The 26,513-nt window shown below is 44.4% G+C and carries 26 protein-coding genes and 2 tRNA genes; 6 read left to right on the top strand and 22 right to left on the bottom strand.

Annotated elements, in window-relative coordinates:
• The first annotated feature begins 64 nt into the window (after positions 1-64).
• A complete protein-coding gene (locus tag ACYRYY_RS14935; RefSeq protein ID WP_460216386.1) occupies positions 65-1,324 on the top strand; it encodes an ammonium transporter in 1,260 nt (419 codons plus the stop codon).
• Between the two features lie 71 nt (positions 1,325-1,395).
• On the opposite strand, the gene ACYRYY_RS14930 is transcribed toward ACYRYY_RS14935, so the two are convergent.
• From ACYRYY_RS14930 to ACYRYY_RS14880, 11 genes are all read right to left on the bottom strand, one after another.
• Positions 1,396-2,181: a menaquinone biosynthetic enzyme MqnA/MqnD family protein gene (locus tag ACYRYY_RS14930; RefSeq protein ID WP_460216385.1), complete on the bottom strand. Its 786-nt coding sequence runs from the start codon at positions 2,179-2,181 to the stop codon at positions 1,396-1,398.
• Entirely contained in the window at positions 2,172-2,660 is a 489-nt protein-coding gene (locus ACYRYY_RS14925) for a tRNA (cytidine(34)-2'-O)-methyltransferase (RefSeq protein ID WP_460216384.1), read from the bottom strand. The genes ACYRYY_RS14930 and ACYRYY_RS14925 overlap by 10 nt, the downstream gene beginning before the upstream one ends.
• Entirely contained in the window at positions 2,660-3,031 is a 372-nt protein-coding gene (gene rsfS / locus ACYRYY_RS14920; RefSeq protein WP_460216383.1) for a ribosome silencing factor, read from the bottom strand. The genes ACYRYY_RS14925 and rsfS overlap by 1 nt, the downstream gene beginning before the upstream one ends.
• Positions 3,024-3,668, bottom strand: a complete 645-nt coding sequence (gene nadD / locus ACYRYY_RS14915) for a nicotinate-nucleotide adenylyltransferase (protein ID WP_460216382.1) — start codon at positions 3,666-3,668, stop codon at positions 3,024-3,026. Before nadD ends, rsfS begins: the two co-directional genes overlap by 8 nt.
• 1 nt (position 3,669) lies before the next feature.
• Positions 3,670-4,905, bottom strand: coding sequence for a glutamate-5-semialdehyde dehydrogenase (locus ACYRYY_RS14910; protein ID WP_460216381.1), 1,236 nt, complete (start codon positions 4,903-4,905; stop codon positions 3,670-3,672).
• Entirely contained in the window at positions 4,902-6,047 is a 1,146-nt protein-coding gene (gene proB, locus ACYRYY_RS14905; RefSeq protein WP_460216380.1) for a glutamate 5-kinase, read from the bottom strand. The genes ACYRYY_RS14910 and proB overlap by 4 nt, the downstream gene beginning before the upstream one ends.
• 223 nt (positions 6,048-6,270) lie before the next feature.
• A complete protein-coding gene (locus ACYRYY_RS14900; protein ID WP_460216379.1) occupies positions 6,271-8,091 on the bottom strand; it encodes an SLC13 family permease in 1,821 nt (606 codons plus the stop codon).
• Between the two features lie 214 nt (positions 8,092-8,305).
• Complete coding sequence (locus ACYRYY_RS14895; protein WP_460216378.1) at positions 8,306-8,668, bottom strand: DUF779 domain-containing protein; 363 nt, start codon at positions 8,666-8,668, stop codon at positions 8,306-8,308.
• Between the two features lie 12 nt (positions 8,669-8,680).
• Positions 8,681-10,207, bottom strand: coding sequence for an acetaldehyde dehydrogenase ExaC (exaC, locus tag ACYRYY_RS14890; protein ID WP_460216377.1), 1,527 nt, complete (start codon positions 10,205-10,207; stop codon positions 8,681-8,683).
• Positions 10,208-10,540: 333 nt separating this feature from the next.
• Positions 10,541-10,612, bottom strand: a tRNA-Gln gene (locus ACYRYY_RS14885).
• Between the two features lie 102 nt (positions 10,613-10,714).
• Positions 10,715-10,786, bottom strand: a tRNA-Gln gene (locus ACYRYY_RS14880).
• Between the two features lie 204 nt (positions 10,787-10,990).
• Here ACYRYY_RS14880 and ACYRYY_RS14875 point away from each other — a divergent pair.
• The 3 genes from ACYRYY_RS14875 (at position 10,991) to ACYRYY_RS14865 (ending at position 14,693) form a co-directional block, all read left to right on the top strand.
• The gene (locus ACYRYY_RS14875; RefSeq protein ID WP_460216376.1) at positions 10,991-11,425 is read left to right on the top strand and encodes an RrF2 family transcriptional regulator; all 435 of its coding nucleotides are present in this window, start codon (positions 10,991-10,993) and stop codon (positions 11,423-11,425) included.
• 507 nt (positions 11,426-11,932) lie between these two features.
• On the top strand, positions 11,933-14,236 hold the full coding sequence (locus ACYRYY_RS14870; RefSeq protein WP_460216375.1) for a vitamin B12-dependent ribonucleotide reductase: 2,304 nt from the start codon (positions 11,933-11,935) through the stop codon (positions 14,234-14,236).
• A gap of 175 nt (positions 14,237-14,411) precedes the next feature.
• Positions 14,412-14,693, top strand: a complete 282-nt coding sequence (locus tag ACYRYY_RS14865; RefSeq protein WP_460216374.1) for a hypothetical protein — start codon at positions 14,412-14,414, stop codon at positions 14,691-14,693.
• Positions 14,694-14,777: 84 nt separating this feature from the next.
• Here ACYRYY_RS14865 and ACYRYY_RS14860 read toward each other — a convergent pair whose 3' ends face one another.
• Positions 14,778-15,239 carry a hypothetical protein gene (locus ACYRYY_RS14860; protein ID WP_460216373.1) on the bottom strand — a complete coding sequence of 154 codons (462 nt, stop codon included), beginning with the start codon at positions 15,237-15,239 and terminating at the stop codon, positions 14,778-14,780.
• Positions 15,240-15,475: 236 nt separating this feature from the next.
• Between ACYRYY_RS14860 and ACYRYY_RS14855 the strand changes: the two genes are divergently transcribed.
• Together ACYRYY_RS14855 and ACYRYY_RS14850 are read left to right on the top strand one after the other, a co-directional pair.
• A complete protein-coding gene (locus tag ACYRYY_RS14855) occupies positions 15,476-16,492 on the top strand; it encodes a glycosyltransferase family 9 protein (protein WP_460216372.1) in 1,017 nt (338 codons plus the stop codon).
• Positions 16,493-16,565: 73 nt separating this feature from the next.
• Positions 16,566-17,438, top strand: a complete 873-nt coding sequence (locus ACYRYY_RS14850; RefSeq protein WP_460216371.1) for a polysaccharide deacetylase family protein — start codon at positions 16,566-16,568, stop codon at positions 17,436-17,438.
• A gap of 58 nt (positions 17,439-17,496) precedes the next feature.
• Here the strand turns inward: ACYRYY_RS14850 and tnpA are convergent, their stop codons facing one another.
• The 10 genes from tnpA to bcp all read right to left on the bottom strand — a co-directional run bounded on the left by tnpA (position 17,497) and on the right by bcp (position 26,511).
• Complete coding sequence (tnpA, locus tag ACYRYY_RS14845; RefSeq protein ID WP_460213496.1) at positions 17,497-17,925, bottom strand: IS200/IS605 family transposase; 429 nt, start codon at positions 17,923-17,925, stop codon at positions 17,497-17,499.
• Positions 17,926-18,025: 100 nt separating this feature from the next.
• The gene (locus ACYRYY_RS14840; protein ID WP_460216370.1) at positions 18,026-19,183 is read right to left on the bottom strand and encodes a M23 family metallopeptidase; all 1,158 of its coding nucleotides are present in this window, start codon (positions 19,181-19,183) and stop codon (positions 18,026-18,028) included.
• Positions 19,183-19,791 (bottom strand): DedA family protein, encoded by a 609-nt coding sequence (locus tag ACYRYY_RS14835; RefSeq protein WP_460216369.1) that lies wholly within the window; start codon positions 19,789-19,791, stop codon positions 19,183-19,185. The genes ACYRYY_RS14840 and ACYRYY_RS14835 overlap by 1 nt, the downstream gene beginning before the upstream one ends.
• Positions 19,784-21,442 (bottom strand): DNA repair protein RecN, encoded by a 1,659-nt coding sequence (gene recN / locus ACYRYY_RS14830; RefSeq protein WP_460216368.1) that lies wholly within the window; start codon positions 21,440-21,442, stop codon positions 19,784-19,786. Before recN ends, ACYRYY_RS14835 begins: the two co-directional genes overlap by 8 nt.
• Positions 21,442-22,293 (bottom strand): NAD(+)/NADH kinase, encoded by an 852-nt coding sequence (locus ACYRYY_RS14825; protein WP_460216367.1) that lies wholly within the window; start codon positions 22,291-22,293, stop codon positions 21,442-21,444. The genes recN and ACYRYY_RS14825 overlap by 1 nt, the downstream gene beginning before the upstream one ends.
• The gene (locus ACYRYY_RS14820; protein ID WP_460216366.1) at positions 22,235-23,071 is read right to left on the bottom strand and encodes a TlyA family RNA methyltransferase; all 837 of its coding nucleotides are present in this window, start codon (positions 23,069-23,071) and stop codon (positions 22,235-22,237) included. The genes ACYRYY_RS14825 and ACYRYY_RS14820 overlap by 59 nt, the downstream gene beginning before the upstream one ends.
• Entirely contained in the window at positions 23,068-24,933 is a 1,866-nt protein-coding gene (gene dxs, locus ACYRYY_RS14815) for a 1-deoxy-D-xylulose-5-phosphate synthase (RefSeq protein ID WP_460216365.1), read from the bottom strand. Before dxs ends, ACYRYY_RS14820 begins: the two co-directional genes overlap by 4 nt.
• Positions 24,934-25,833, bottom strand: coding sequence for a polyprenyl synthetase family protein (locus ACYRYY_RS14810; protein ID WP_460216364.1), 900 nt, complete (start codon positions 25,831-25,833; stop codon positions 24,934-24,936).
• Entirely contained in the window at positions 25,826-26,053 is a 228-nt protein-coding gene (xseB, locus tag ACYRYY_RS14805; protein WP_460216363.1) for an exodeoxyribonuclease VII small subunit, read from the bottom strand. The genes ACYRYY_RS14810 and xseB overlap by 8 nt, the downstream gene beginning before the upstream one ends.
• Entirely contained in the window at positions 26,050-26,511 is a 462-nt protein-coding gene (gene bcp, locus ACYRYY_RS14800) for a thioredoxin-dependent thiol peroxidase (protein ID WP_460216362.1), read from the bottom strand. Before bcp ends, xseB begins: the two co-directional genes overlap by 4 nt.
• Between the last annotated feature and the right edge of the window lie 2 nt (positions 26,512-26,513).

Below are 26,513 nucleotides of genomic sequence, written 5' to 3'. Positions count from 1 at the left end.
CCGCAAAAAATCATAGTACCGTTTTGGCACGTCTCTTGCATGAATAGGGCGAACAGGAGGAGTTATGAAATTTGTAGCAGGTGTATTGACACTTCTTTTATCTGTAACGGCATTTGCGGGCGAAGGCGAAGTTAATCCGGGCGACACGGCGTGGGTACTCACGTCTGCGGCTCTGGTTTTATTTATGCTGCCCGGTCTGGCGATGTTTTACGGCGGTATGGTTCGTGCGAAAAACGCACTTAACACAATGATGCTCTCTTTTATATCAATGGCGGTGATAGGTGTTCAGTGGGTTCTGATAGGTTTTTCAATTGCCTTCGGCGACAGCGGTTCTTCCGTTTGGGGCAGCCTTCAGTATGTCCTTATGGGCGGTTCATTTGCCAGTGAGCTTTCAGGAACAATACCTCTCTCTGTATTTGCAATGTTTCAGGGAATGTTCGCCATCATCACCTGCGCTCTGATCAGCGGCGCTGTTGTGGAAAGAATGAAATTTTCCGCTTTTGTTATTTTCATATCCGTATGGGCAACAATAGTCTATGCACCCATCGCACACTGGGTGTGGGGAGCTGGCGGATGGCTGCTCGAAAGAGGAGCGCTGGACTTCGCAGGCGGAACCGTTGTCCACTTCTCATCAGGTACAGCGGCACTTGCACTTGCCATAGTTCTCGGCAACAGAAAAGACTTTATGAAAAGCGCCACAATTCCTCATAACGTTGGCTATACACTTATCGGCGCAGGGATACTCTGGTTCGGCTGGTTCGGATTCAACGCCGGCAGTGCCCTTTCCGCAGGAGAAGGCGCAGGTGTAGCATTCGTAAACACACTTGTTGCTCCCGGTGCTGCGGCTCTCGGCTGGCTCCTTATGGAAGCTCTTAAGTCAAAACCCAGCGGTATTGGTCTCGCATCAGGTATTGTTGCAGGGCTCGTTGCCATCACACCAGCTGCAGGCTTTGTTGAGCCCTGGGCAGCGATAGTGATCGGCTTTGTAGCGGGCATACTCTGCTTTTACGGCTGCCGTCTCAAGTTCATCTTCAAGCTTGATGAATCTCTGGATGTTTTCGGCATACACGGAATAGGCGGTTTCTGGGGTGCTATAGCAACAGGAATATTTGCCACAGTGGGTGCGGAAGGTCTTGTTAAAGGTAATGCTTATCAGGTTTGGCTTCAGTTTGAAGGCATAATGGCTGCGGGTATATACTCCTTTGTTCTCAGCCTTATCATTGCTCTGGTAATCAAATTTACAATGGGCATAAGAACAAGTGCAGAAACAGAGACAGAAGGTCTGGATATTAACCTTCACGGCGAGCAGGTTATCAAACTTTAAAAATCACCCGGATTTTTACATAGAAAAGCCCCTTTGAGCATCTGCTTTCAGGGGCTTTCTTGTTTCAAGAATTATATAAAGAAATTAATAGGCGGAACCTCTTTTATGGCTCCGTATTTTCTGGCATAGCTGTAAAAGCGCAGAAGTCCCTGAACATGTCTGTCTGACAGGCTGTAGTCCATTGTTTCCCAGTAGTCGATTATCTGGTATGAAGTAAGCCCCTTCATTGAGTAATGATCAAGCAAAGCAGCAAGGTTTGACTTGCTGTCCTTTTTTATCTCATCAAGCTGTCCTGCAAACATTTCAAACTCGGTTCTTTTCTCTTTAACTGAGTCTTTTCTGGCTATCCACAGAGCAAAAACAAACGGCAGACCAGTGAAAGCATTCCAAAGAGTGCAGAGGTCATACACATGCTTATTCTGCCCGTTATAAAGCTCAAAAAGTGCTTTATCCCCTATCAGAACCTTAGCATCTGCCTCATCCTGCTGATCTGTAAATTCAGGCTGAAAACCGTACATTTCATTTACCAGTATCCTGAACAGAACAACACTCGTGCCGGATTCTCCGGTGAGAAAAACCTTACGCCCTTTAAGCTCTTCGATGGGAACTTCGGAATAAAGCATCACGCTTTTTACTTTTTCTGTACTGCTTATGGAGATTCCGGGGATCAGGATGTAGTCTTCAAATGATTTGGCGTATTCAATACTGCTGCACGGAGAAAGGTCTATAACCCCTTCCCTCAGAGCTTTATTAAGATACGAAGGAACACCTTTAACAAATTTGTATTCGCTGTGTTTGTTCAGTTGATGAAAGATGGGGTAGACGTTTGCGTAGTCTATCTGCCCGATTACAAGCATATTTTTCTCTCCAGCCCTGCAAAATTAAGCCTCCGCAGAACATCAAAAGTAACAATTGAAACCGTGTTAGCAATGTTCAGGCTGCGCACATTTCCTGTGGTGGGTATACGGTAGCTTCTTTCAGCATATTTTTGCAGAATATCATCGGAAAGCCCCAGTGTTTCCTTGCCGAAGACAAGCACCAGAGTCCCGTCATTTTTGGCGGGTATTTCCGTATAGATTTTTTCTGCCTTTTTGGAAAGAAATGCAAGAGTGTATTCCGGAGTATCGTATTTATTAAAAAATTCACTAATAGTTTCAATACGTTGCAGACGCACTTTTTCCCAGTAGTCAAGCCCTGCTCTCTTCATGTACTTATCATCCATAGAGAAACCAAGCTTGCCAACAAGGAGCAGCTCACAGTCTGCTCCCACGCAAATTCTGCCTATATTTCCTGTATTTTGGGGTATTTCAGGTTCGATAAGGGCGATTTTGATCATCAGGCGTTTTTCTGAGGAGCCTCAAAAAACTGCGAAGCGTCTATTTTTGTGCATCCGCCCCAAATTGATTCAAGGTTGTAGTAGTTTCTCTCATCTTCACACATTATGTTGAGAAGGATGCTTCCGAAGTCAACACAGATCCACTTGGAAACCTTGTATCCGTCAAGCCCGTAAGGCTGAATCTGCTGTCCTTTAAGCTCCTGCAGAATAAAATCAGCAAGGGCGTTGGCATGTGTGTTTGAGTTTGCGGTGGCAATCACAAGGTAGTCAGCAAGACTGCTTTTTTCCGCTATTTTAAAAATTTCGATGTCTTCCGCTTTTTTGTCGTCAAGGTATTTTACTATGTCTCTTAAAAGAGTGTCTTCAGCCATTGGCTCTCCTGTATAAATTGTTGGTGCGTATGAATTCATATACATCATCAGGCAGATTTGCCTTTCTGTATTCCGCATCCAGCATATCTCTTATTTCAGTGCTTGAAATGTCAATTTCAGGCATGTTGTAAAGTATTATCCTGCCGTATTTTTCCCCGTTATACTCATCAGGTCTGACAACCATCTCCTTGAGGCTGACGGGGATACGCTTCATCAGCTCATCAAAACTCACTGAAGAGCGGTTTACGACTATAAAATTAGCGAGCCTGAAAAGGTCACGCCAATACTGCCACTTTTCTATGGTAACAAAAATATCAGTTCCCGCAATGAAGAATATTTCCGCTTCGGGATAATCTGTTCTGAATTTTTTAAGAGTCTTATAGGTATAAGACACTTCCGCCGAATTGACTTCGTAGCCGGAAACTTCAAACCCTTTGCCTAATTTCTCGGCAACAAGCTGAACCATCTCGTATCTTAGTTCGGGTGATATTACCCCGCTTCCTTGTTTGTGCGGAGGAATGCTTGACGGGATAAGCAGGAGCCGATCCAGCTTAAAATCCCTGAAAACATTACCTGCAAGAGTCACATGCCCCAGATGTATAGGATTGAATGTTCCGCCGAAAAGTCCCAGACGCATCTTATTCCCGAATGTGACCGTCGCCGTAAACCTGATATTTTGTAGTTGTCAGGTCAAAGGCGCCCATAGGTCCGCGGCAGTGAAGTTTCTGCGTGCTGATACCTATCTCAGCCCCTAATCCGAACTCCCCGCCGTCATTAAATCTTGTGGATGCGTTCACAAACACTGCAGAAGCGTCCGCTCTGTCCATGAAGTATCTCGCACTTGTATAGTTTTCTGTAATAATCGCTTCGGAATGACCGGAGCCGTATCTGTTTATGTGTACCAAAGCCTCCTCCATTGAGGAAACCACTTTAATGGAAATAATAAGATCAAGATATTCCGTGCGCCAGTCTTCTTCTGTTGCAGGTTTGACATCTACAAAACTGAGCGTTCTCTCACAGCCTCTGATCTCAAGACCGTCTTTTGAGGTACACTCAACAAAGGAAGGTAAAAATGCACCCGCAACATCTTCATGTACCAGAAGAGTTTCTGCGGCATTACACACACCCGGACGCTGAACCTTAGCATTTCGTGCTATTTTAAGCGCTTTTTCGATATCGGCATCCTTATCTACGTAAACATGGCATATTCCGTTATCATGCTTAACAAGGGGTATGCAGGTGTTTTCATCACAGAACTTAATCAGCCCTGCTCCGCCTCTGGGAATGATTATATCGATATATCCTTTTGCCTGAAGCATTTCAGTAACCCTGAACCTGTCAGTGTCAGGAACAATATTCACAACACCTTCCGGCAGACCGGCTTCGGCTATCGCCTCTTCCATTATTCTGCCAAGGCACGCATTTGAATGAATAGCCTCTTTTCCGCCTCTGAGTATGGAAACATTTCCGGACTTAAGGCAGAGAGCAGCGGCGTCTATGGTTACATTAGGTCTCGATTCGTAAATGATTCCCACAACACCGAGGGGAACACGAATCTTAGTTATATAAAGCCCGTTGGGGCGCTTGTATCCGTCAACAACAGAACCAACAGGGTCGGTCTGTTCTTTTATCTCGTTTACAGCCTTAATCATGGAGTTTATGGCTTTGTCGTCCAGCTTAAGCCTGTCCATGAGAGAAGAGCTTAAGCCTGCTTCAACGCCCGCCTTCAGGTCTTTGGCGTTTTCAGCCTTAATCAGTTCCCGGTGTTCGTCAAGCTTACGGGCAATTGCTGCGAGTGCCTCGTTTTTAACTTTTGTATTCAGATTCATCAGCTTGTAGGAAGTGGCTCTGGCTTTTTCAAAAAGTTCCTTCATCCATGCCCCCTTTCAAGAGATACCACAAGGTCATCTCTGTGTATCACTTCATCTGAAAATTTATAGCCGAGTATATCGAAGATCTCAGCGGATTTCCTGCCTTTAATCTGCCTCATATCCTTGCTGGAATAACGTGCTTTGCCTTTGGCAATTTCAAGCCCTGCGCTGTCTGTCACGGAGATTATATCCCCGATACCAAAACGTCCCTCGATATTTACCACTCCGGACGGGAGAAGCGACTTCTTCATATCTACTATAGCCTTAACAGCGCCTGCGTCAATGGAAATAGTCCCCTTAACACTTGCTGCGTGAGCTATCCAGAATTTTCTGATACGGTAAACATCTTCAGTGTGTGAGAAGTATGTTCCCACAAGATCGCCGTTTATGAACCTGGTTATATTCTCTGTATTACGTCCGTTGATTATACCCACATGGCATCCGGCGTCCAGAGCCTTTTTTGCAGCCTTGAGCTTTGAGCCCATACCGCCTGTGCCAACTCCGCTCACAGACTCCCCGGCGGCATTCATAAGATTTTCATCTATATACTGAACATCGTGTATCAGCTTTGCATCCGGATAAACCGAAGGGTTCTTATCGTAAAGTCCCTCAACATCAGAAAGAATGAGCAAAAGATCAGCCCCGATAAGCCCGGCAACCAGAGCAGAGAGATTGTCATTATCACCGAATGATTCAAAATATTTAAGCTCATCAACAACTACAGTGTCATTTTCATTTATAATCGGTATCACGCCAAACTCATGGAGGCGCCGGATAGCATAACGTGCATTGAGGCACCTGCGGCTGTTGGAAAAATCATCTTTCGTGATGAGGATCTGCGCCACACTCTTTCCGAAATTCTCAAACTCTTTTTCATACAGCCATATAAGACGAGCCTGCCCTATGGCTGCACATGCCTGTCTGTCTGTGATGTTTTTTGGTCTGGAAGAAAAGCCTAAATGTCTGAAACCCGCTCCCACAGCACCGGAAGAAACTATTACTATATTTTTGATTTTTTTCTGAACATCAGCGACTGAAGAAGCAAGAGAACGGATAAAGTCTAAGTTGAGCCCTTCGTTCTCACAGAGAAGAATATTGCTTCCTATTTTGACAACAAGGGTTTCTATTTCAGGTAAATGTCTCATATTTTATTAATGTAAAAACATACATCCTGTGGTTTTGTTTAAGCATATCGGCATGCTGAAAAACAGCCGCCCCCTTTCAGACACATGTTCGTAATCATTCAGGGAACACTATACAAAAATGCAGCAGGTGCATACAGATTAGAACCTGCAGATTTAATGTTCAGTATCATTCTATCCCTCTGTTGTCAATGTTTTAAATAAACTTCAAACCTCACAGAAACACCTAAAAAGGAAATATAAGCGGCAATACAAATATCATCACAATACCCATAACAATCTGCATCGGACCACCAACTTTTAAATAATCTGCAAACTTGTACCTGCCCGGTGTCATAACCATCACATTTGAAGGTGTGGAAAAGGGGCTTGCAAAACACATACTGGCTGCAATTGTCACAGCCATAAGCAGCGGATACGGACTTAACTTCATACTTTCGGCAACCTGAAGGGCTATGGGAGCAAAAAGCACCGCAGTGGCTGTGTTGCTGATAAAAAGAGTCAGAAAAGATGTACTGAAGTATATTCCCGCAAGAAGAGCATACGGTCCCATTTCTCCGAAAGAGCTGACAATACTGTTTGTAACCAGCTCCACTGCCCCTGTTTTATTGAGAGCAATGGACATAGGCAGCATAGAAGCAAGAAGAACCACGCTCTCCCAGTTTATGAGATGATAGGCTTCCTCCATATTTCTGAGACATCCGGTCAGAACCATGGCAAGCCCGGCACACATTATAGCCACAGGAGGCGTCAGAGTCTCTGTGACCATTGATGCTATCATAATAAACATTATCAGTGCCGCCAGCGGAGCCTTATGGTTCAGTGTAACTTTTGAAGCCTCATCAAGGGGCTGACCGACAAGAACAATATTTTCGTAGTCCCTGTTAAGCCGTCCGAGGTCTTCCCACCTGCCCTGCACCAAAAGAGCATCGCCTGCTCTCATCACCTCATCCGCCAGATTATCCGACTTATATTTTCTGCGGTGATTAACAGCAAGAATGTTAACATTATATTTTTTACGGAAACCGGATTCGCTTATTTTAACATCAATAAGTTTGGAATTGGGCAAAAGGACAGCCTCTGCAATGCCGGTATCGGATATTTCTCCGCTTCCGCCTTTTATCAGTTTCAACGAGTTGTCATCTATAAAGCGTTCAACGTTTTCGGCACTTCCCAGAACTTCCACAATGTTACCGGCATGTATCACAGTTTCAGGACCTGCCGTTTCCACAGTGTCTTCATTCCGGATTATGAAGCCATGCTCTCCTTTTCTGATTACTCTTGCAATATTGACAGAGTATTTTTCAGTTATATTAAGCTCACACAGAGGTTTTCCTTCAACCGGAGAACCTGCAGAGACCTTTACCACGAATGTTTTGTTCATTATGTGGTATTCCTCGGCAAGTTCTTTCAGGCTTTTGCTGTGGTGTTTTTCTTTTATATCTACTTTTTTCGATAAAAATATTTTTGAAAGCAGCCAAAAACCCAGTGTTCCCACAAAGAATACAACCAGCCCTGTGGGAGCGAAGGAGAAAAATCTGAGATCTGTATAACCATGCTGAACCAGCACACCCTGAATAACAAGGTTCGGAGCAGTACCTATAAGGGTAAACATTCCGCCTATGCTTCCTGCAAACGCAAGAGGCATAAGAAGCCTGCGGATATTAATATCAGACTGCATGGACATGCTGACAACAATAGGCATAACCAGTGCAACCGTACCAGTATTGCTGATAAAAGCCCCGATCATTGTGGTAACGGCAATTATAAGGAAAAAAAGTCTTTCCTCACTTGCTCCTGCCAGTTTGAGAAGCCTGCTTCCGACCATCTGAGCAAGCCCTGTGCGCAGAAGAGCGCCGCTTACCACAAACAAGCCTATGACCATGATCACAAGGGAATCGGAAAAACTCGATAAAGCCTCTGCGGGAGTGAGTATCCCCGAAAGCATCAGTATCATCAATGCACATAGCGCCACCAGATCAGAGCGGACACGTCCGTTGATGAAAAACACTATACAAACACAAAGAACTGCTACGGTGATAAACATTAGCTCCTCCGGCAATGTAATTAAGATGTCAAAAGAGAGCCTGCGGCAGATTAATCAAAAGAAATCAGTCCGGCAGACAATGGATATTATATATCACTTTTTAAAATATATGAAAAAACGTTTTGCAGACGGGAATTATAAAAACAAAGGAGAGGAGCGCAGGTTTTTGCTCCTCTCCGTAATTATAAATTATATGTGATGCTTATTTCTCTGCCTAGGATTCAGCAGAGGGTATCTTGCATACACGGGATCTTGTGATGAAATGACTATTTTCTCCTGCGGCTATGGAGAACCCTTCAGGTTCGCCTTCCCCAACATCAAGTATAAGCTGAGTATGCTTCCATGCCTCATACTGCCGAAAATCGATGTAAAAGGGGCATCCCCCGACTTCACCGAGAAGAACATCATTATCACTTATCATAAATTCACCTTCTTCAAAGCACATAGGCAGACTGCCGTCGCAGCATCCGCCAGATTGAAAAAAGATGACGGAACCACGCTCTTTCAGTAAGCTTTCTATTGCTTCAAGGGCTGCGGGGGTAGCCACAACCGCAGGCTCACCGTCAGGCGTTTTCATAATACATCTTCCTTAAAAGAATCCCAAAGCATTGGGGCTGTAGCTTACAAGCAGGTTTTTAGTCTGGGTGTAATGCTCAAGCATCATGAGGTGGTTTTCCCTTCCGATACCGGATATTTTATATCCTCCGAAAGCTGCGCCTGCCGGATACAAGTGGTAGCAGTTTGTCCAAACACGTCCGGCTTTAATAGCACGTCCCATGCGGTAAGCACGGCTTCCGTCTCTTGTCCAAACACCGGCGCCGAGACCGTAGAGAGTGTCATTAGCTATTTCAAGAGCTTCCGCCTCATCCTTAAAGGTTGTGACAGCGAGAACAGGTCCGAAGATTTCTTCCTGAAATACACGCATTTTGTTATTTCCACGCAGAACAGTCGGCTCGAAATAATATCCGCCGGAGAATTCGCCGCTGAGATTATTGCGTTTACCGCCGATCAGGCATTCTGCTCCTTCCTGTTTACCGATTTCAACATAGCTTGTTATTTTCTCGATCTGCTGAACGGAAACCTGAGGTCCAACCATTGTGGATGTATCCAGAGGGTTGCCCTGTTTAATTTTTTTAATGCGTTCAAGGCAACGTGCCATAAACTTATCGTATATAGATTCCTGAATAAGCGCACGAGACGGGCAAGTGCAAACTTCGCCTTTATTGAATGCATACAGCACCAAACCCTCAACAGCTTTATCAAGGAAAGCATCGTCCTGCGCCATTACATCCTCAAAGAAGATGTTAGGGGATTTACCGCCGAGTTCTGTTGTAGAAGGAATAAGGTTTTGAGCGGCATACTGCATGATAAGTCTTCCTGTTGCTGTCTCACCCGTAAAGCCGATCTTTGATATGCGTGGGCTTGTCGCCAAGGCCTTGCCTATCTCCCCGCCGGGGCCTGTTATAATATTGATAACTCCGGCAGGAACAACATCAGCAATAACCTCTGCAAGCTTAAGTATAGACCATGGGGTCGGAGATGCAGGCTTGATTACAGTGCAGTTGCCGGCGGCAAGAGCAGGAGCAATTTTCCAAGCTGCCATCAAAAGAGGAAAGTTAAAAGGTATGATCTGCCCGACAACACCGAGCGGCTCATGAAAATGATAAGCAACAGTGTCTTTGTCGATTTCTGTCAGGGTTCCTTCAAGAGAGCGTGTCGCCCCTGCGAAATAACGAAAATGGTCAACAGCCAGCGGAATATCAGCCGCCAGAGTTTCACGAACCGGTTTGCCGTTTTCCCAGCTTTCCGCAACAGCAAGCATTTCAAGGTTAGCCTCAATAGCATCTGCTATGCGGTTAAGCACCGCCGCCCTTTCTGCAAGGGATGATGAACCCCAAGCATCTTTCGCTTTGTGAGCGGCATCCAATGCCTTTTCAACATCAGCAGATGTGGACTTGGCAACTTCGCAAAAAGGCTGCCCTGTTGCCGGACTGATGTTAGGCATATACTGCCCTTTTTCAGGCGCTACCCATTCTCCTCCGATAAAATTATCGTAACGCGATTTTAATGATACAATACTTCCTGCATTTCCGGGTGCTTCGTAAATTTTTCCCATTAGTAACCTCCAAAGTGGTTTATACGGGGGGTCAACGTTGCCGCACTGAAAGCCGTCAGAATAAGCCTGTCAAAATTTAGACAGACATAAGTTTGTTAAGTTCTAATATTTAAAATATATTCCTCTCATACAGTGAAGTCAAGGGATAGGGTTTTTCAATATTTGCAAAGTTAAAAGCAGAATAGAAACAGAATATGAAAATAAATATCCTGATACATGATTAATTTAAGTTTTTTTAAATAAACAAGGGTTAATGAAAGCTGAAATCAGAAATATATGTAAAATATTGTTAAAATCAGGGCAGCGCTTCGGATGAATTCAATGAAAAAATAGCAGGGGTAGAAGGATTCGAACCTACAATACACAGTACCAAAAACTGCTGCCTTACCATTTGGCTATACCCCTGTAAGGAAGAAAAATTTATAAGCTTTTAATGATTTTGTCAATATTTTTCACCGCACGGTTCCGTGCGGGAATTTTTAACAAAAAAAGTGAGAAAAAAAGAAGCAGGGGTGGAAGGACTCGAACCCACAATACACAGTACCAGAAACTGCTGCCTTACCATTTGGCTACACCCCTGTAATTGGGAAATCGTATTTATAGTTTTTTTGCTTCTGTGTCAACCTATTTTTATAAAATAAATTAAAAAAGATGCTTCCGCTCTCAAAAGCCTTGACTGAACCAGACTGTGTTTGTATGATTAATCGCAATCTAAGTATTTTTATTTAGTTTAGACAGAAGACCTGCGACGGCTTTAATTTTGATGATAACAAGGAGCTACATATGAAAGTTACCAGAGCAAGTGATTATGCTATCCGCTCACTCATTCACATTGCCAAAAAACCCGAAGGAACTGTCTTCATGCGTTCTGAACTGTCCAAAGCATGCGATATACCGGACAGCTTTCTCGGCAAAATCCTCCAGAATCTCGCAAAAGCCGATATATTAAGCTCGGAAAGAGGGAAAAAAGGCGGTTTCAGGTTAAACAAACCAACTTCAGACATAACTGTTTATGACATAATTAAAGCAATCGAAGGCGAATTAAGTCTCAACGAGTGTATTTTCGATGACAGCTTTTGCAGCATAGTTAACACATGCTCCGCCCATAAAATGTGGGGTGATATACAGTCCAGCCTGCTTCAGAAACTTAAATCCTATACCCTTAAACAACTTGCCGATGACGAAATGAGAGGTCAGAAGGAATATGTTCAGCCATAAACGGCTGTAAACAGACTCCTACACCCAAACCACTGATAAGCATGAATAATTTTTATTATTTTTTTGTTTGACGAACCCTCTTTCATGCTTTAACATATATCACATGGGCGGTGCATTTCTTCTTTTTCTGCTCCCCATTAACAGACACTGCTAAAATGTTCTTTACCTTTAAGCCTGTTTATTTTTATCGGCGTTCAAGGTTGCATTACGGCAGTTTTGTTAACTTTAAATCAACATTTCTATTTATAAGGTGTTGTCGTGGCTTATCACCGCAGGGTCGGAAGTATTTCCTTTTTTAACTTCAAAAGCATCCAGCTTTCCCTTTCAGAGTGATTAATCAGACAATGAATTAAAAAAATACTTGGGAAAAACAGTTTCCCTTATATTTTAATAAAATGCGGATCGGGCAAGATCTGCGTTATTTTTTGTACAGGCGCTTTATGCGTCTCTTATTTTGAAAAAAACGCTAACCCTTGGTTTTTAAAAAAACCGGGGTGCGGAGGTTGTATGCTTAACACCGAGGAGATTGAAAAGGTTCTCTCCCGTGAACCGAAACTTTCGGCAAATGCGGTTACCGTTCTTAAAAAGAGGTATTTGAAGAGGGATAATAGCGGAAACGCAACGGAAACGCCGAAAAAAATGTTCCAGCGGGTTGCGCTGAACATTGCGGAAGCCGAAAGGAAATTTGACGAGAAAGCAGATGTTCTCGCCAAAGCTGCTCAGTTTTACGATCAGATGATTGACCTGAAATTCCTTCCGAACTCCCCAACACTTATGAACGCAGGCAGAGAGCTTCAGCAGCTTTCCGCATGTTTTGTCCTCCCCGTGGAAGACACACTAGAAGGCATTTTTGAAGCGGTGAAAAACACCGCCCTTATTCATAAATCAGGCGGAGGGACAGGGTTTTCCTTCAGCCGCCTCAGACCCAAAGACGATGTTGTGAAAACGACCAAAGGCGTATCAAGCGGTCCTGTATCCTTTATGAGCGTTTTTGATGCAGCAACGGAAACCATCAAACAAGGCGGAACAAGAAGGGGCGCCAATATGGGTATCCTCCGTGTGGATCACCCTGATATTATGGATTTCATTTACGCCAAGGAAGATAAAACCAAGCTCACAAACTTCAACATATCAGTCGGTGCCACAGAAGCCTTTATGACAGCCCTTGAAAACGGCACAGACTACGACCTCATAAACCCCAAGACCAAGAAAAAAGCAGGCACTCTCAATGCTAAGGAAGTCTTTGATCAGATGGTTCAGCTTGCATGGGAAGGCGGTGATCCCGGCATAATATTTCTGGACAGAATTAATGCCGAAAACCCTACACCGAAAGAAGGAGAAATTGAAAGCACGAACCCCTGCGGTGAGCAGCCCCTGCTCCCCTACGAATCATGCAACCTTGGCTCAATCAACCTCGGAAAATTTGTTGCAAACGGCAAAACTGACTGGAAAACCCTTGAAGAAACAGTAAAAATAGCCGTCAGATTCCTTGATAACGTTATCGAAATGAACAAATACCCCATAGTTCAGATCGAAAACCAGACTAAAAGAAACCGCAAAATCGGACTGGGCATAATGGGCTGGGCAGATATGCTCGCCATGCTTGAGATTCCATATAACAGTGATGATGCCATTGATTTTGCTGAAAAAATGATGAAATTCATCCGTGATAAAGCGAGAGAAGCATCAGCAGAGCTTGCCAAAGAGAGAGGCAATTTCCCTACTTTCAATGACAGCGTTTACCCTGCAATGGGCTTTAAAAACATGCGTAACGCCACAGTTACGACAATAGCCCCCACAGGCACAATATCCATCATAGGCGGATGTTCCAGCGGCATTGAACCCTATTTTGCAATAGCTTTCTACAGATTCGTAATGGACAATAACAAGCTTCCGGAAGTCTGCCCTGTTTTCAGAGACATAGCCAAAAAGGACGGCTTTTTCTCTGATGAACTCATGGAAAAAGTCGCAGATACCGGTCATGTTCACGATCTTGATGAAGTTCCGTCTAAATGGCGCAAAGTTTTTGTAACCTCACATGAAATCACGCCCCTGTGGCATATTAAAATGCAGGCTGCGTTTCAGAAATATACTGACAACGCCGTCAGCAAGACTGTTAACTTCTCCAACGAGGCATCAGTTGAGGATGTGAGAAACGCTTATCTGCTTTCATATAAACTTGGCTGCAAAGGGACAACAATCTACCGTGACGGCAGCCGTACTGGTCAGGTTCTCAATGTGGGAACTAAGGACAAAAAAGAGGAAACAGTCGTAATTGAGCAGGCTCCCAAAGCCCCCAGACCCCGCCCCTCTGTCCTTGTGGGACGCACTATAGAAATGATGACAGGATGCGGCAAACTCTACGTAACCATAAATCAGGATGAAAACGGCGAACCTTTTGAAGTTTTCACCAGCATGGGCAAGGCAGGCGGATGCGCCCAGAGTCAGTGCGAGGCTATCGGGAGACTTATATCTCTTGACCTGAGAAGCGGCGGAGATATAGATCTCATAATCAAACAGCTCAAAGGAATTTCATGCCACATGAAATACGGCTTCGGACAAAACACAGTACTTAGCTGCTCCGATGCTGTGGGTAAAGCCCTTGAACTTGCACTTAAGGCATCTGCTCTTGAAATAACCGTAACGGGAAAACAGGAAAAGCTCAGTGTCGACAAACTTCTTGAGACTGTAAGTGTTCATGATGAGTCTCACAAAGTGAAAAACGGCGCATGCCCTGAATGCGGCAGTCCCATTGAGCATGTTGAAGGCTGCGATATCTGCTACTCCTGCGGTTATTCTCACTGTAGCTAACCGCAATTATACTAAATAATTATTAAGCCGCGGAAACACATCCGCGGCTTTTTTTATTTTTTTCTTAATTTCACTGTAATTCATTAAAAAAATACTTTAAGATCGAATCATACGGACGATAACTATATCAGGTGGTTTTAGGGCATGGATGCCCGTTTTATGACTAGGAGGTCTTATGAAGTCCAGCGAAGAATTCCTGAGCAATGTTTTTGCCGTTCTCGGACATATAAATCAGGCTATAGAACGTAATGTGTCCATTCTCCTTGAAAAGAAAGTCGAGGGAAAATCATCTCACTTCAATGTAATCCTCAAAGGTGAAAAAGAAGGCGACGTATTTGTAATGGCTTCTGATCTCACCGAAGAACAGCTTAAATGGTATGTTTTCGGACTGGGTGACGGGCTGGGGCTCACCCCTGAACAACTTAAAAATCACACAAAACAACAAAAAACCGCCTGAAAAGGCGATTCTCTAAATAATTATTTATATCGCTTAAGTTCCATAAAAAAGGCGGACACTGTGTCCGCCTTTTTTATCGCCTGTTTATTTGACGGGAACGCCGCCCCTGCCCTGCATAGGCTGAAAAGGATACTGACCGGTTCTTATTCCGTTGGGAGTTACAGTAATGCTTAGTTTGTTGCCTGCATTATCAGTAACAGGAGCAGACCATATTATAAATCCTCTGGGTGAGGTAAACGCTTCAAGCTTGCCCACTTCATAACCTTTCAGGTTGGCAGTGGCATAGTCTTTTATCATTTTTTCAGCTTCAGCTTCGGTGTACTGGGTAATAGTTCTTGGTCCCCTCTGTACATTCGCCTGAGCCATCATGTTTCTGCCATTAAACTGACCGCGTTGGAAATTTGCACCCTGATAATACTGACCGCCATTCAGGGCACACTGAGCGTATCCCATACCGCCATACATTCCGCCGCCCATGCGTGCGTATGCAGAACCTGCCATTGCAACTGTAAGTATCATTGCTGCAGCTATAACTGTTTTTCTCATTTCATGCCTCCTTAGATGAGCTTTACAAATTATTAAGCAAAGTCCGTTCCTTTTGTGCCAATATTATTTTTGTTTCAATATCAAAGACTAACATACTTAGCATGATTCAGAAGCAAGCTAACTTCCTGCACACCTGCGCAAAAACTGCACATAGTCATAGTTAATTGTGATTATTAAAAAATTGACCGGAACTTGTTAGTCTGTTATCTTTCAAAATCTTTAAGATACGGTGCAAAATGAAATTTCTTCTAATACAGTTATATCAGACCGGAGATGTTGTTCTCACCACACATATCCCCAGAGAAATAAAAAAGATTTATCCTGATGCAGAGATAGATTTTCTCACTTTTCCTGCAAACAAACCTGTTCTGGAAAATAGCCCGTATCTGCGGAATATACTCACTATTAACAGGAAAGACGGCTTCAAAGGCTTTCTTAAGACCGTATATGAAGTGCGTAAAAATAAGTATGACGCTGTGCTGGACTTTATGAATAACCCCCGGACGGCGCTTATATGCTTTTTCAGCGGTGCAAAACAAACAGTTGGCTACGCCACAAGCCGCAGGAAAATTTTTTACAACACCCTCGCAGACAGAATTGAAGGAAGCCCGGGGGAAACAAAGCTCTCCCTGGCTGTCCCTTTCATAAAAGGCTTTAAGCTTGAAAACCATAATACAAGACCGGAACTGTTCACATCAGAGGCTGCAGACAATAAAGCGGCTGAAGTTCTGAAAAGCTTCGGAATAAAAGATGACGACTTTTTAGTAACGGTTTCACCCACTCATAAGCGGGACACAAGAAGATGGAAGCTTAAACACTTCATGGAGATAACACGCTTCATGACTGAGGAATATGGTGCAAAGGTGATTCTTACCTATGGTCCGGGTGAAAAGGAGTATATAGTAAGCAACGTACCGGTTATGCCTGAAAATGTTTTTCTGATGCCGCAGCTCTCACTGTCCGAGTTTACGTCTCTTATAAAAAGGGCAAAGCTTCATATCGGAAATGATTCAGCCCCTCATCACATAGCTACGTCATTCAGGATACCCACTTTCATAATAATCGGTTCATCTCACACTAACTGGGTATTCAATTCGCCTGAGCATACCTTTATTACCAAAGGGATGGAGTGTCAGCCCTGCGGAAAATCAGTATGCTCAATCAGCGGGGATATACCCTGCATGGAAGATCTGACTGCGGACGATGTTAAGCCCGCTTTGAAGAGGTTTATAAATAATGTTCTCCACCTTTAAATCAGTACCTGTAATAAGTTATACAAGCATATCAGATAAAAGCGACATAACTAAGGAAGACTTCAGAAACCATATGAGGTTGATTGCGCAGGAAGGCTACACACCAGTGACCGCCGTTACCCTGCATGACTTCATGTGCGGAGACAGCAGCGTAATCCCTGAGAAACCGCTGGTAATCACCTTTGACGCATGTTTTTTCGACAACTGGATTAATGTTATACCAACCCTTGATGAATTCGGCTTCAAAGCAGTTTTTTTCTGTGTAACCGGTTTTCTGCATGATACTCCGAAAAGGTCAAAAAGATCAGCAATTGAATGTTTAACAAGAGAGCAGAACTTTGAGAAAGCCCTCTGCGGCGGAGACTTCTCCGGTTTTATGAGCAGGCAGGAAATTTATGAAACTGTCCATGAATTCGGACACGAAGTATACAGCGCATCTGTGACCTACCCGATGATATTCCGCTCGTCATCTGCCACCGGAACATACCCAAATAAGAAGCACTGGTGTTTCAAAAGCGTATGCAACGTTATACAGGAAGGTGATAAAGTTTATGACGTAGGTTCGGCACTTGCTTACAACGGGTACACCATAAAAGACGGCAAGCCCGTATTAAGAGGAATGGACGAGCGTGCCAAACTTTGCCGCTATGAGCTTGAAGAGAGCAAAAAAGAGCTTGAGTACATTCTCGCCCGCCCCTGCGGATTCTTGAGCTGGCCGTGCGGTCAGTATGACAGGCTTTCAGTGAGTATTCTGGAGGAATCCGGATACAAAGGAGCATTCACATTTGACAGAGGTGCAAATGCAAAGCACACAGATGTTCGAATGATAAAAAGAATCAGGGTAAAAGGGAACAAACCGACATCATGGCTTAAGAGAAGACTTTCCATGTATTCCAATTCAATATCTGCTAGCCTTTTCGGAAGAAAGTTCAAGCTGAAAATTTAGATAGATACCCCCGGGTAAACCCGGGGTTCTATGCTTTCGCCATGCTATCGCATGTTTTTTACAGCTCAATCTTGAGCTGTCCTGAATCCTGTTGCCCTTGCATTTCGACGTAATTTTTAATTACGTCTTCATTCAAACCAATACTGCTAACGAAGTAGCCTGGCGACCACACTATATTTTCATTCCAGTATACTTTTTCTAACCAATCAAAAAATTTTCGCATACGGGAAGCCAATTGGCTTTTTAATCTACCCATAACATCTGAAATACTATATTTGGGAGGAATAATTATAACCATATGCAAATGATCTAAGTCAAAGCCAATGGCTTCTATTTCAACGCCAGGCATACTTCTCAATAAACTGGGCAACGTTTTACGAATATAAGAACAGACACCAGGCTTCAGGATCTTTCGACGGTATTTACAAACCCAAACTACATGATATTTCAAGTAATAAGCACTGTGAGAGGTCTTAATGATTTCCATAGAAAAGTATACCGTCGAAAGGCTCATTCATCCACGCTTAAAAGCGTGGTGTTCTGTCTTCGACCGCATAAAAAAACCCTCCTTTCGGAGGGTTTGCTATTTACATTACCGGAACAGTTTTTGAAGCGTATGCCATCCGCACAAGTGCGTCATCCAGCTTTGTGGAATAGTAGGCTGTTTTAACACGGAACTCGGCAACTTCGGCGGAAGGAAGCTTCGGCGCCGGAGCTTTGAAAGTGAGCGGGTTTATATACGTGTTCCCTTTTCTTATGCGGTAGTCAACATGCGGACCGGTGGAGATACCTGTGCTGCCCACATATCCTATCACCTCACCCTGCCTTACAAATTTACCCACGCCTACACCTTTTGCGAACCTGGACATATGAAGGAAAAGTGTATGGTAGTCATTAGTGTGGCGAATGCCTATGTAGTTTCCATTGTATTTGCCGTATCCCTTCTTGCTTATATAACCGTCAGCGGTTGCATAGATAGGCGTTCCGACAGGAGCAGCATAGTCTACACCGAGATGAGGTCTTACTTTGTTAAGAACAGGGTGGAGCCTTTTATAGCTGAATTTAGATGAAATTCTGCTGAATTTCAGAGGCGCCTTAAGAAAACCCTTCTTAAGAGAATTTCCTTCGGGGGTAAAATAGCCTCTTGTCTTACCGTTTTCATAGTACAAGGCACGGATATGCCTGCCGTTGTTGAAAAAATCAGCAGCATGTACCTTACCGTAACCAGCAAATTCACCCTTAATGAAGCGCTTATCAACAAGAAGGGTAAAGCTGTCACCCGTGCGTATATCTTTAAAAAAGTCTATTTCCCATTCAAATATGTCCGCCAGCTTCATAGCCAGGGAAAAATCTTCGCCGACAGATGTTATTGCTTCATAAAGGCTGTGTTCTATGTTGCCTGTAACATAGGTTGTAACTGTTTCCACGGGGTATTCCACCGCTTCAACCCTGAAACTGTCGCCGTTTTTCTCAATAAGAAGCTCCTTATCAAGACTGAGCTTGAAAAGTACGGAGTTATCATCTGTAAGCAGAGTTGCGCCCGCTTTCAGGGTAAAATCGGGAATCTGGCTTTTGATCTCCTTTGCGATCTCAAGTATCTGAGCTGAATCGAAGATGTCACCGAGAATAGAATAGAGAGTTTCACCGAATTTGACAGTCCTTTCCATGTATGGAGAGGCATGGGAAACTGAGGCCGTAAAAATAAGCACGGCAGTAAGTAAGGAATAGAAAAGTTTTTTTAACATCACACAGCCTTCTTTTTCTTTTTTTGATAATAAAAGTAGCCTACAAGGATAACGGCTACAAAAACAAGCAGTAAAATACTTATCGTCTTTAATTTACTGTGCATTAGCTCCGGATTGTTTCCGATGAAAAAACCTACCCATGCAAGCACAACAACCCATATACCGGCTCCGAGCCCTGTATAGAAGCAGAACTTGGGAATATTCATTCCTGCTAAACCCGCCGGAAATGAAATATACTGCCTTATCACAGGGATAAGACGCCCGGTAAATGTGGTAACTTCTCCGTGTTTAAGGAAAAATTTTTCAACCTTTCCGAATTTTTCCTCATTGAGAAAGAAGTATCTGCTGTACTTTTTAAGAAGCCCTCTGCCCATATAAACAGCAATAAAGTAGTTTACCAGTGCCCCAATTAAACTACCGGCTATACCGGAAAGAACAACGAGGTATATATTCATCTTCCCCTGCGCCGCAAGGTATCCCGCCGGCGGAACAATCACTTCGCTGGGAAAAGGAACAAATGAGCTTTCCAGAGCCATGAGGAGAACTATCCCCGCATAACCCATACCGTGAACGGCGTCCAGAACTAGATTAACAAATGCACTAAGCATTATCCCCCCTGCCTGTTAAAAGTTCTCGTGCCTGCTCAATTGACGAGGGAGTCTTCTCTCCCGCTATCATAAAGGCGATAACTTCTTCCCTTTCATCAGGATTCAGTTCTTTCACATCGGTTTTCGCCTTATCTCCGGCGGTACCTTTTAGAATGTGAAAGTGCTTGCTTCCTTCAGCGGCAACAACAGGAAGGTGGGTGATAACAATAACCTGCTTACCCCGTGCGATGCTGCTCAGTTTTTTTGCCACCTGCTTTGCAGTTTTTCCGCTTATGCCTGTATCTATCTCGTCAAACACAAGAGTGTCCACACGATCAGACTCGGCAAAAACATCTTTAAGCGAAAGCATAACCCTTGAAATTTCCCCGCCGGAAGCAACTCGTGCCAGAGGAGCAGGCGGAAAACCCGGGTTGGTGGATATATAAAACTCTGTGCGTACGCCGCCCAGTTCGTCAAGTTCATCCTGCTGAAAAAACTCAAGTTTAAAGACAGAATTCTTAAGCTCCAGTTCACTTAAATTCTTAATAATTTCTGAAGAAAGTGTGTCCGCTGCTTTTCTTCTGGCAGAGTTTAAGGCATCGGCTTTTTTAACAGCATCGCTGTGAAACGATGCAACCTCTTTTTCCATCTTGGTGAGGGCATCTTCATCCAGAAAAAGGTTATCCAGACGCTCCTTGATCTCCTGCCCGTGGCGGATAACATCCTCAAGGGTTCCGCCGTATTTCTTCATTAGATTAGCAAGGCGGAACTTCCTGTCCATCAGCCTGTTAAGCTCTTCCGGATCGAGCTCCTGCATGTCCAGCATCTTTTCCAGAAATGCTGTGACATCGGCAATTTTGTAACCGACCTCCGCCAGACTGTCCGCAGCAGAAGCAAGCTCCGCTCCGTAATCCGCAACGGATGACATAAGGGATGATGCGCTCCCGATAAGCTCAGAGGCATTCACCTCGCCGTCCTTGAGGTAATTAAGAGAGGTTGCAGCCGCCTCACGGATTTTCTCCATGTGGGACAGCATCTTTATCTTTTCCTCAAGCCCTTCATCTCCGGCCGGGTCTATGTTCATTGATTCAATTTCGTTAAGCTGAAATTCCAGAATGTCTTTCTCTTTGAGTGTTCTTGATATATCTGACTGAATGTTTTCAAACTTCTTTTTCTTTTCCTGATACCTGCCGTAGCTCTCCGTATAGTCCGACTTGAAGCGCTGCTCCACTGCTGCATCCAGAAATTCGATATGGCAGGCGGGATTAAGCAGGCGCTGATGCTCATGCTGACCATGTATATCGGCAAATCCATCAGCAACTTCCTTAAGCTGAACTACTGTTGCAAGCTTGTTATTGAGATAAACACGGTTTTTCCCTGCGTTGTCTATCTCTCTGCGGATTATAACTTCATCCTCTATCCCGAACTGTTCTTTGGTTTCATCTGAAAGGTGGGAGAAATCTCCGCTGAAAAGCCCTTCCACCACAAGCTTTTTCTCCTCATCACGAAGAAGTGTTCTGGTAAAGCGTTCACCAAGCAAAAGCTTGAGCGCTCCTATGAATACGGACTTACCCGCTCCGGTTTCTCCGGTGATTATATTCAGACCTTCACCGAATTCGACAGTTGCGGACTCAATAACAGAAAGATTTTCAACACGAAGCATATTAAGCATCAGGAATCGCCCCAGCCGAGTTTTTCCCTGAGAAGGGAGTAATAGTTTTTATTTTTAGGCACAACAAGCACAGTGGGCGACTTTGCCTTTTTAACCGATATGGTCATTGCGGGGTCAATGGACCTCCATACCTGACCGTCATAGGTTATCGAAACATTTTCATCCCTGCTCCTGAGCTTTATTTCAATATGGCTGCTGTCATTGACAACAATTGGTCTGTTTGTGAGAGCATGAGGGCATATGGGCGAGATGATTATTGTTTCCGTCTCAGGATGGACTATGGGTCCTCCTGCTGCGAGATTATATGCGGTTGAACCTGTGGGGGTGGAAATTATGAGCCCGTCCGCCCTGTAGCGGTTTACAAAATCACCGTCGATATAGACATCCATCTCGATGATTCTCGCAAGGTCGGATTTATTGATAACAACATCGTTAAGAACTTCAATTTCAAGAGTCTTCAGTCCTTCTTCCTCAATATGACAATGAAGCTTCATTCGTTTTTCAAGCTTATAGTCATCATTAAGAAAATCATCAAGGGAGTTGATAACCTCATCGACTCTCGTTTCGGTAAGAAAACCGAGCCTGCCGAGGTTCACACCGAGAACCGGCGTTTCTTTGCTGCCGAGGAGACGTGCAGCGGAAATCATGGTTCCGTCACCGCCAAGTACAATAACAAGATCTGATTTTTCTCTGATTTCTTCATGGTCGGCAGGAGCGACACCCATAACATTTGCCGCTTTTTCCTCAAAGAGGATGTCCACATCTTTTCCGGAGAGAAAATAGCACACCTTTTCAAGTGTCTGCCTGACTTGTTCTCCGTGAGGTTTTGCTACTATAGATATAGTTTTCATTCACAACCCGTCTGATTATCTCCGCTGAATCACCGGAGTCTGACGGCTGATTGTATACAAAATACGCAGGATATTCAAGATTTCCTTTTGCACCGCGTATCGGCGACTGGGTCAGACCGTGGAAAAAGAAGGATGATTCCCCGGCACACCCGGCGATATATTGTATCACCCGCTCATGTACAGAGGTATCGGTAACTATACCGTTTTTGCCGATCTCGCCCCTTGCTGCTTCAAACTGCGGTTTTATAAGAAACACAGCTTCCGTTCCGTCCTTACAGAACTGAACACATGAGGGGATAATCATGGAAAGTGAAATGAACGAAACATCGGAGACAATTATATCAATCTTCTCACCGATAGTCTCAAAAGAGATAGTACGGAAGTTGGTTTGTTCAAGGCTGATGACACGGCTGTCTTTTTTCAGCTTTTCATGAAGCTGGTTTGTGCCCACATCAACGGCAAAGACCTTCAGCGCACCTTTCTGAAGAGCAAGGTCAGTAAATCCGCCGGTTGATGAGCCTATATCGAGAACTGTTTTGCCTGTGAAGTCCAGACCAAAAGCACTGACAGCTTTTTCAAGCTTCAGTCCGCCCCGGCTTACATACGGCAGTGTTTCCTTTAGCCTCAGAACAGCCTCACGGCTTATGAGCTGACCGGGTTTGTCCACCCGGTGATCATCCGCAACAGCCAGCCCCGCCATTATCAGGCGTTTAGCATGCTCCTGAGACTCTGCCAGCCCGTATTCCACTAAAAGCAGATCAAGGCGTTCTTTTTTCATAATCCGCCGTAAACGGATTTTACTCTTTCAAACATCTGCTCTGCGGTGAGCCCGCAAATCTGTCTGAGTTCCTTAACTGAGCCATGCTCTATAAATTTATCGGGTATTCCGCAGCGCACAACCTTTGCACTGCTGCCGCCGTCCATAAGTATAGACTGAACCTCTTCTCCGGCACCGCCTTTAACCGATCCCTCTTCCACTGTAACAACAAGTTTTTTGGAACCTATGACATTACAGAGATAATCCTGATCAAGGGGTTTAAGGAAACGAAGATTTATAAGAGAAACACTGCCGTATTCCTCTTTAAGCATCTTCCAGAGCTTGTATGACTCCTCAAAAATATGTCCCACAGAAACCACAGCTATGCTGCCTTCGGCTTCAATAACTTCCGGCTTGCCGTACTCCACAGAGGAAACAGGCAGTTCGGTATAGTGGTGTGCCTCGCCCCTTGCGTACCTCACAGCGGACGGTCCTTTGAGCGCCATGGTCATTTTAAGCATGGTTTCAAGCTCATAGGCATCTTTCGGAAGCATTATGGAGATGTTCGGTATCATACGGAAATAAGAAATATCGAAAACACCGTGGTGAGTGGGTCCGTCTGCCCCCACGAGCCCGCCTCTGTCTATACAGAAGACAACTGGAAGGTTCTGGATTGCAACATCATGTATAATCTGGTCAAACGCACGCTGAAAAAATGTGGAGTAAATGGCGACATAAGGGCGTATGCCGCTTATGGCAAGACCTGCGGCGAATGTAACCGCATGCTGTTCAGCTATGCCTACATCAAAAAAGCGTTCAGGAAACTTCTGCTCAAACTCGCAAAGTCCTGTACCATCCTTCATGGCGGCGCTTATGGCGGCTATTTCTTTATTCTGAGCGCCCATTTCGGCAATAACCTTACCGAAAACGTCTGTATATGATTCTGCACTGCCCAACTTTGCGGAACAGCCTGTGCTTATATTAAATGATGAAACGCCGTGGAAGCGGGAAGGATCATTCTCCGCAAATTCGTAACCGTGCCCCTTTTTGGTGGAAACATGTATGATTACAGGTCCGTCCTGAAGCATGGCATTCTGGAAAGCCTTATCAAGATCGGATATCTTATGACCGTTCACAGGCCCGATATATCTTAGCCCAAGTTCTTCAAAAAGGATGCCAGGAGTAAAAAGCCCGACTATACCTTCTTCAACTTTTTTAGCTATTTTAAGAAGCCTCGGACCGAGGGGACGTTTTTCCAGGAGGTTCTGAACATCTTTCCTGAAACGGGTATACATTTTACCTGTCATAAGGTTTGAAAGGTAGTGTGAAAAGGCGCCCACGTTGCTGCTGATCGACATTTCATTGTCATTCAGCACAACAATCATGCGCTTGTCCAGATGTCCGAGGTTGTTGAGAGCCTCAAAAGCCATTCCGGCGGTCATTGCGCCGTCACCTATCACAGCAACGACTTTTCTGTCACGCTCCAGTATGGAATCAGCAGCAGCCATACCAAGACCTGCGGATATGGATGTGCTTGTATGCCCCACACCGAAAGCGTCAAAAGAGCTTTCCGATGGTTTTATAAAGCCTGATATGCCTTTATACGTCCGTAATGTGTGGAATCTGTCCTTCCTGTCTGTCAGGATTTTGTAAGCATATGACTGATGCCCCACATCCCACACTATGCGGTCATAAAGAGGTGAGAAGTTTCTCAGCAGACTTATGGTAAGCTCCACTACACCGAGACTGGGAGCAAGATGTCCGCCGTTTTTGGAAACAGTGTCGATTATAATTCCTCTTGTTTCAGCGGCAAGAACATCTGTCTGCTGATAATCAAGCTTTTTTATATCGTCGGGAAGCTTCAGTTTATCGATTGTTCCCATCTAGTTTTTACGCTCCAGTACGTATTTGGCAATCTCAATACATGGTCTCGCCGCTTTGCCGTATGGTTCAACTATGGCAATAGCCTCCGCAGTGAGTTCAGATGCAATCTTCATGGACTTCTCAACACCATAGAGAGCCGCATAAGTGGCTTTACCCTCTGCTGCATCCTTGCCTATGCTTTTGCCCAGTTCCTCTGCTGTGGAGGTAACATCGAGGACATCATCCACAACCTGAAATGCCAGCCCTATCTTTTTACCGTAGGACTTCATGTTTGCTTTGTCAATATCCTCACCGTAGCCAAGTATTGCTCCAAGCTCGGCGCTGTATGATATGAGGCTGGCTGTTTTGTGCATGTGAATGTAGTCCACAGTTACCTCTTCCGGTTCAGACTTCTCTGCCTGCATATCAGCAAACTGACCGCCCACCATGCCTTTATCCCCTGCCGCAGCAGCAAGCTTGAAAGCCGCTTCCGCCATGAGGGGTGCTTCTATATCAGGATTGATTTCCTTGTTGAGCATAATTTCAAATGCCTTGGTTAAAAGTGCATCTCCGGCGAGAATAGCTGTCGCTTCGCCGAATACCTTATGGTTTGTGGGTTTACCCCTGCGGTAGTCGTCATTATCCATAGCAGGAAGATCGTCATGAACAAGGGAATAAGTGTGAAGTATCTCAACCGCAGCCGCATAAGGGGTAACCTTGTCAAAGTAGCTGTCGAATATGCCGAATGATGAGAAGATAACAGCAGGGCGCATGCGCTTTCCGCCTGCATTGAGGCTGTAGTTCATAGCCTTTACAAGCCCTGCGGCATGAATATCAGCCGGAACTATATGATTTTCAAAAAATTTATTTACCCTGTCCGCCCAGAACTCAACGTAACCTTTCAGATTAAAATCATTCATCAGCAGACTCCGTATGTATGTTCCCTTCGCTGTCAGCGCTGAGAACCTTGTTAACTTTTATTTCTATTTCATCAAGCATTTTGCGTGATTCTCTGCCAAGCTGCATCCCTTCCTGAAAAAGAGCGAGGGTCGTTTCTATATCAAGCTCAGAGTTTTCCAGTTTTTCCACTATTTCCTCAAGCCTTTTCAGCTTGGTTTCAAAAGCACCAGTCTCTTTCATCTCAACTCACACAGCACTTTTTCAGCGTGCCCTTTTGCTTTCACGTTTTTAAACGCTTTCAGTACAGTTCCGTCAACATCAATGATAAATGTGGAGCGGATGATACCCATGTATGTTTTGCCGTAATTCTTCTTTTCTCCGTATGCGCCGTAGACGGCAGCACAAATCTTATCAGGATCTGCGAGAAGAAGAATGTCAAGGTTATGTTTCTGTTTAAATTTTCTATGACTTTCAGCGCTGTCCGGGCTGACACCGACGATAACACAGCCTTCACCTGCATATTCCTTCGCAAGTTTATTAAACTCAATAGCTTCAGTTGTGCATCCGGGGGTATTGTCTTTGGGATAGAAGTAAAGAATCAGCTTTTTTCCGCTGAAATCGTGAAGAGAATGAGTTTCGCCGTCATCCCCTTCCAAAGAGAAACACGGGGCAGGATCACCCGTTTTGAGTTCAGCCATTA

The organism is Geovibrio sp. ADMFC3 (assembly GCF_054687035.1).
This window is presented reverse-complemented; position numbering and strand designations above follow the sequence as displayed.

Bases quoted from the DNA above. Each gene is read 5' to 3' on its own strand.
- ACYRYY_RS14935 (WP_460216386.1), top strand. From the start codon at position 65: ATGAAATTTGTAGCAGGTGTATTGACACTTCTTTTATCTGTAACGGCA.
- ACYRYY_RS14930 (WP_460216385.1), bottom strand. From the start codon at position 2,181: ATGCTTGTAATCGGGCAGATAGACTACGCAAACGTCTACCCCATCTTT.
- ACYRYY_RS14925 (WP_460216384.1), bottom strand. From the start codon at position 2,660: ATGATCAAAATCGCCCTTATCGAACCTGAAATACCCCAAAATACAGGA.
- rsfS (WP_460216383.1), bottom strand. From the start codon at position 3,031: ATGGCTGAAGACACTCTTTTAAGAGACATAGTAAAATACCTTGACGAC.
- nadD (WP_460216382.1), bottom strand. From the start codon at position 3,668: ATGCGTCTGGGACTTTTCGGCGGAACATTCAATCCTATACATCTGGGG.
- ACYRYY_RS14910 (WP_460216381.1), bottom strand. From the start codon at position 4,905: ATGAAGGAACTTTTTGAAAAAGCCAGAGCCACTTCCTACAAGCTGATG.
- proB (WP_460216380.1), bottom strand. From the start codon at position 6,047: ATGAGACATTTACCTGAAATAGAAACCCTTGTTGTCAAAATAGGAAGC.
- ACYRYY_RS14900 (WP_460216379.1), bottom strand. From the start codon at position 8,091: ATGTTTATCACCGTAGCAGTTCTTTGTGTTTGTATAGTGTTTTTCATC.
- ACYRYY_RS14895 (WP_460216378.1), bottom strand. From the start codon at position 8,668: ATGAAAACGCCTGACGGTGAGCCTGCGGTTGTGGCTACCCCCGCAGCC.
- exaC (WP_460216377.1), bottom strand. From the start codon at position 10,207: ATGGGAAAAATTTACGAAGCACCCGGAAATGCAGGAAGTATTGTATCA.
- ACYRYY_RS14875 (WP_460216376.1), top strand. From the start codon at position 10,991: ATGAAAGTTACCAGAGCAAGTGATTATGCTATCCGCTCACTCATTCAC.
- ACYRYY_RS14870 (WP_460216375.1), top strand. From the start codon at position 11,933: ATGCTTAACACCGAGGAGATTGAAAAGGTTCTCTCCCGTGAACCGAAA.
- ACYRYY_RS14865 (WP_460216374.1), top strand. From the start codon at position 14,412: ATGAAGTCCAGCGAAGAATTCCTGAGCAATGTTTTTGCCGTTCTCGGA.
- ACYRYY_RS14860 (WP_460216373.1), bottom strand. From the start codon at position 15,239: ATGAGAAAAACAGTTATAGCTGCAGCAATGATACTTACAGTTGCAATG.
- ACYRYY_RS14855 (WP_460216372.1), top strand. From the start codon at position 15,476: ATGAAATTTCTTCTAATACAGTTATATCAGACCGGAGATGTTGTTCTC.
- ACYRYY_RS14850 (WP_460216371.1), top strand. From the start codon at position 16,566: ATGAGGTTGATTGCGCAGGAAGGCTACACACCAGTGACCGCCGTTACC.
- tnpA (WP_460213496.1), bottom strand. From the start codon at position 17,925: ATGGAAATCATTAAGACCTCTCACAGTGCTTATTACTTGAAATATCAT.
- ACYRYY_RS14840 (WP_460216370.1), bottom strand. From the start codon at position 19,183: ATGTTAAAAAAACTTTTCTATTCCTTACTTACTGCCGTGCTTATTTTT.
- ACYRYY_RS14835 (WP_460216369.1), bottom strand. From the start codon at position 19,791: ATGCTTAGTGCATTTGTTAATCTAGTTCTGGACGCCGTTCACGGTATG.
- recN (WP_460216368.1), bottom strand. From the start codon at position 21,442: ATGCTTAATATGCTTCGTGTTGAAAATCTTTCTGTTATTGAGTCCGCA.
- ACYRYY_RS14825 (WP_460216367.1), bottom strand. From the start codon at position 22,293: ATGAAAACTATATCTATAGTAGCAAAACCTCACGGAGAACAAGTCAGG.
- ACYRYY_RS14820 (WP_460216366.1), bottom strand. From the start codon at position 23,071: ATGAAAAAAGAACGCCTTGATCTGCTTTTAGTGGAATACGGGCTGGCA.
- dxs (WP_460216365.1), bottom strand. From the start codon at position 24,933: ATGGGAACAATCGATAAACTGAAGCTTCCCGACGATATAAAAAAGCTT.
- ACYRYY_RS14810 (WP_460216364.1), bottom strand. From the start codon at position 25,833: ATGAATGATTTTAATCTGAAAGGTTACGTTGAGTTCTGGGCGGACAGG.
- xseB (WP_460216363.1), bottom strand. From the start codon at position 26,053: ATGAAAGAGACTGGTGCTTTTGAAACCAAGCTGAAAAGGCTTGAGGAA.
- bcp (WP_460216362.1), bottom strand. From the start codon at position 26,511: ATGGCTGAACTCAAAACGGGTGATCCTGCCCCGTGTTTCTCTTTGGAA.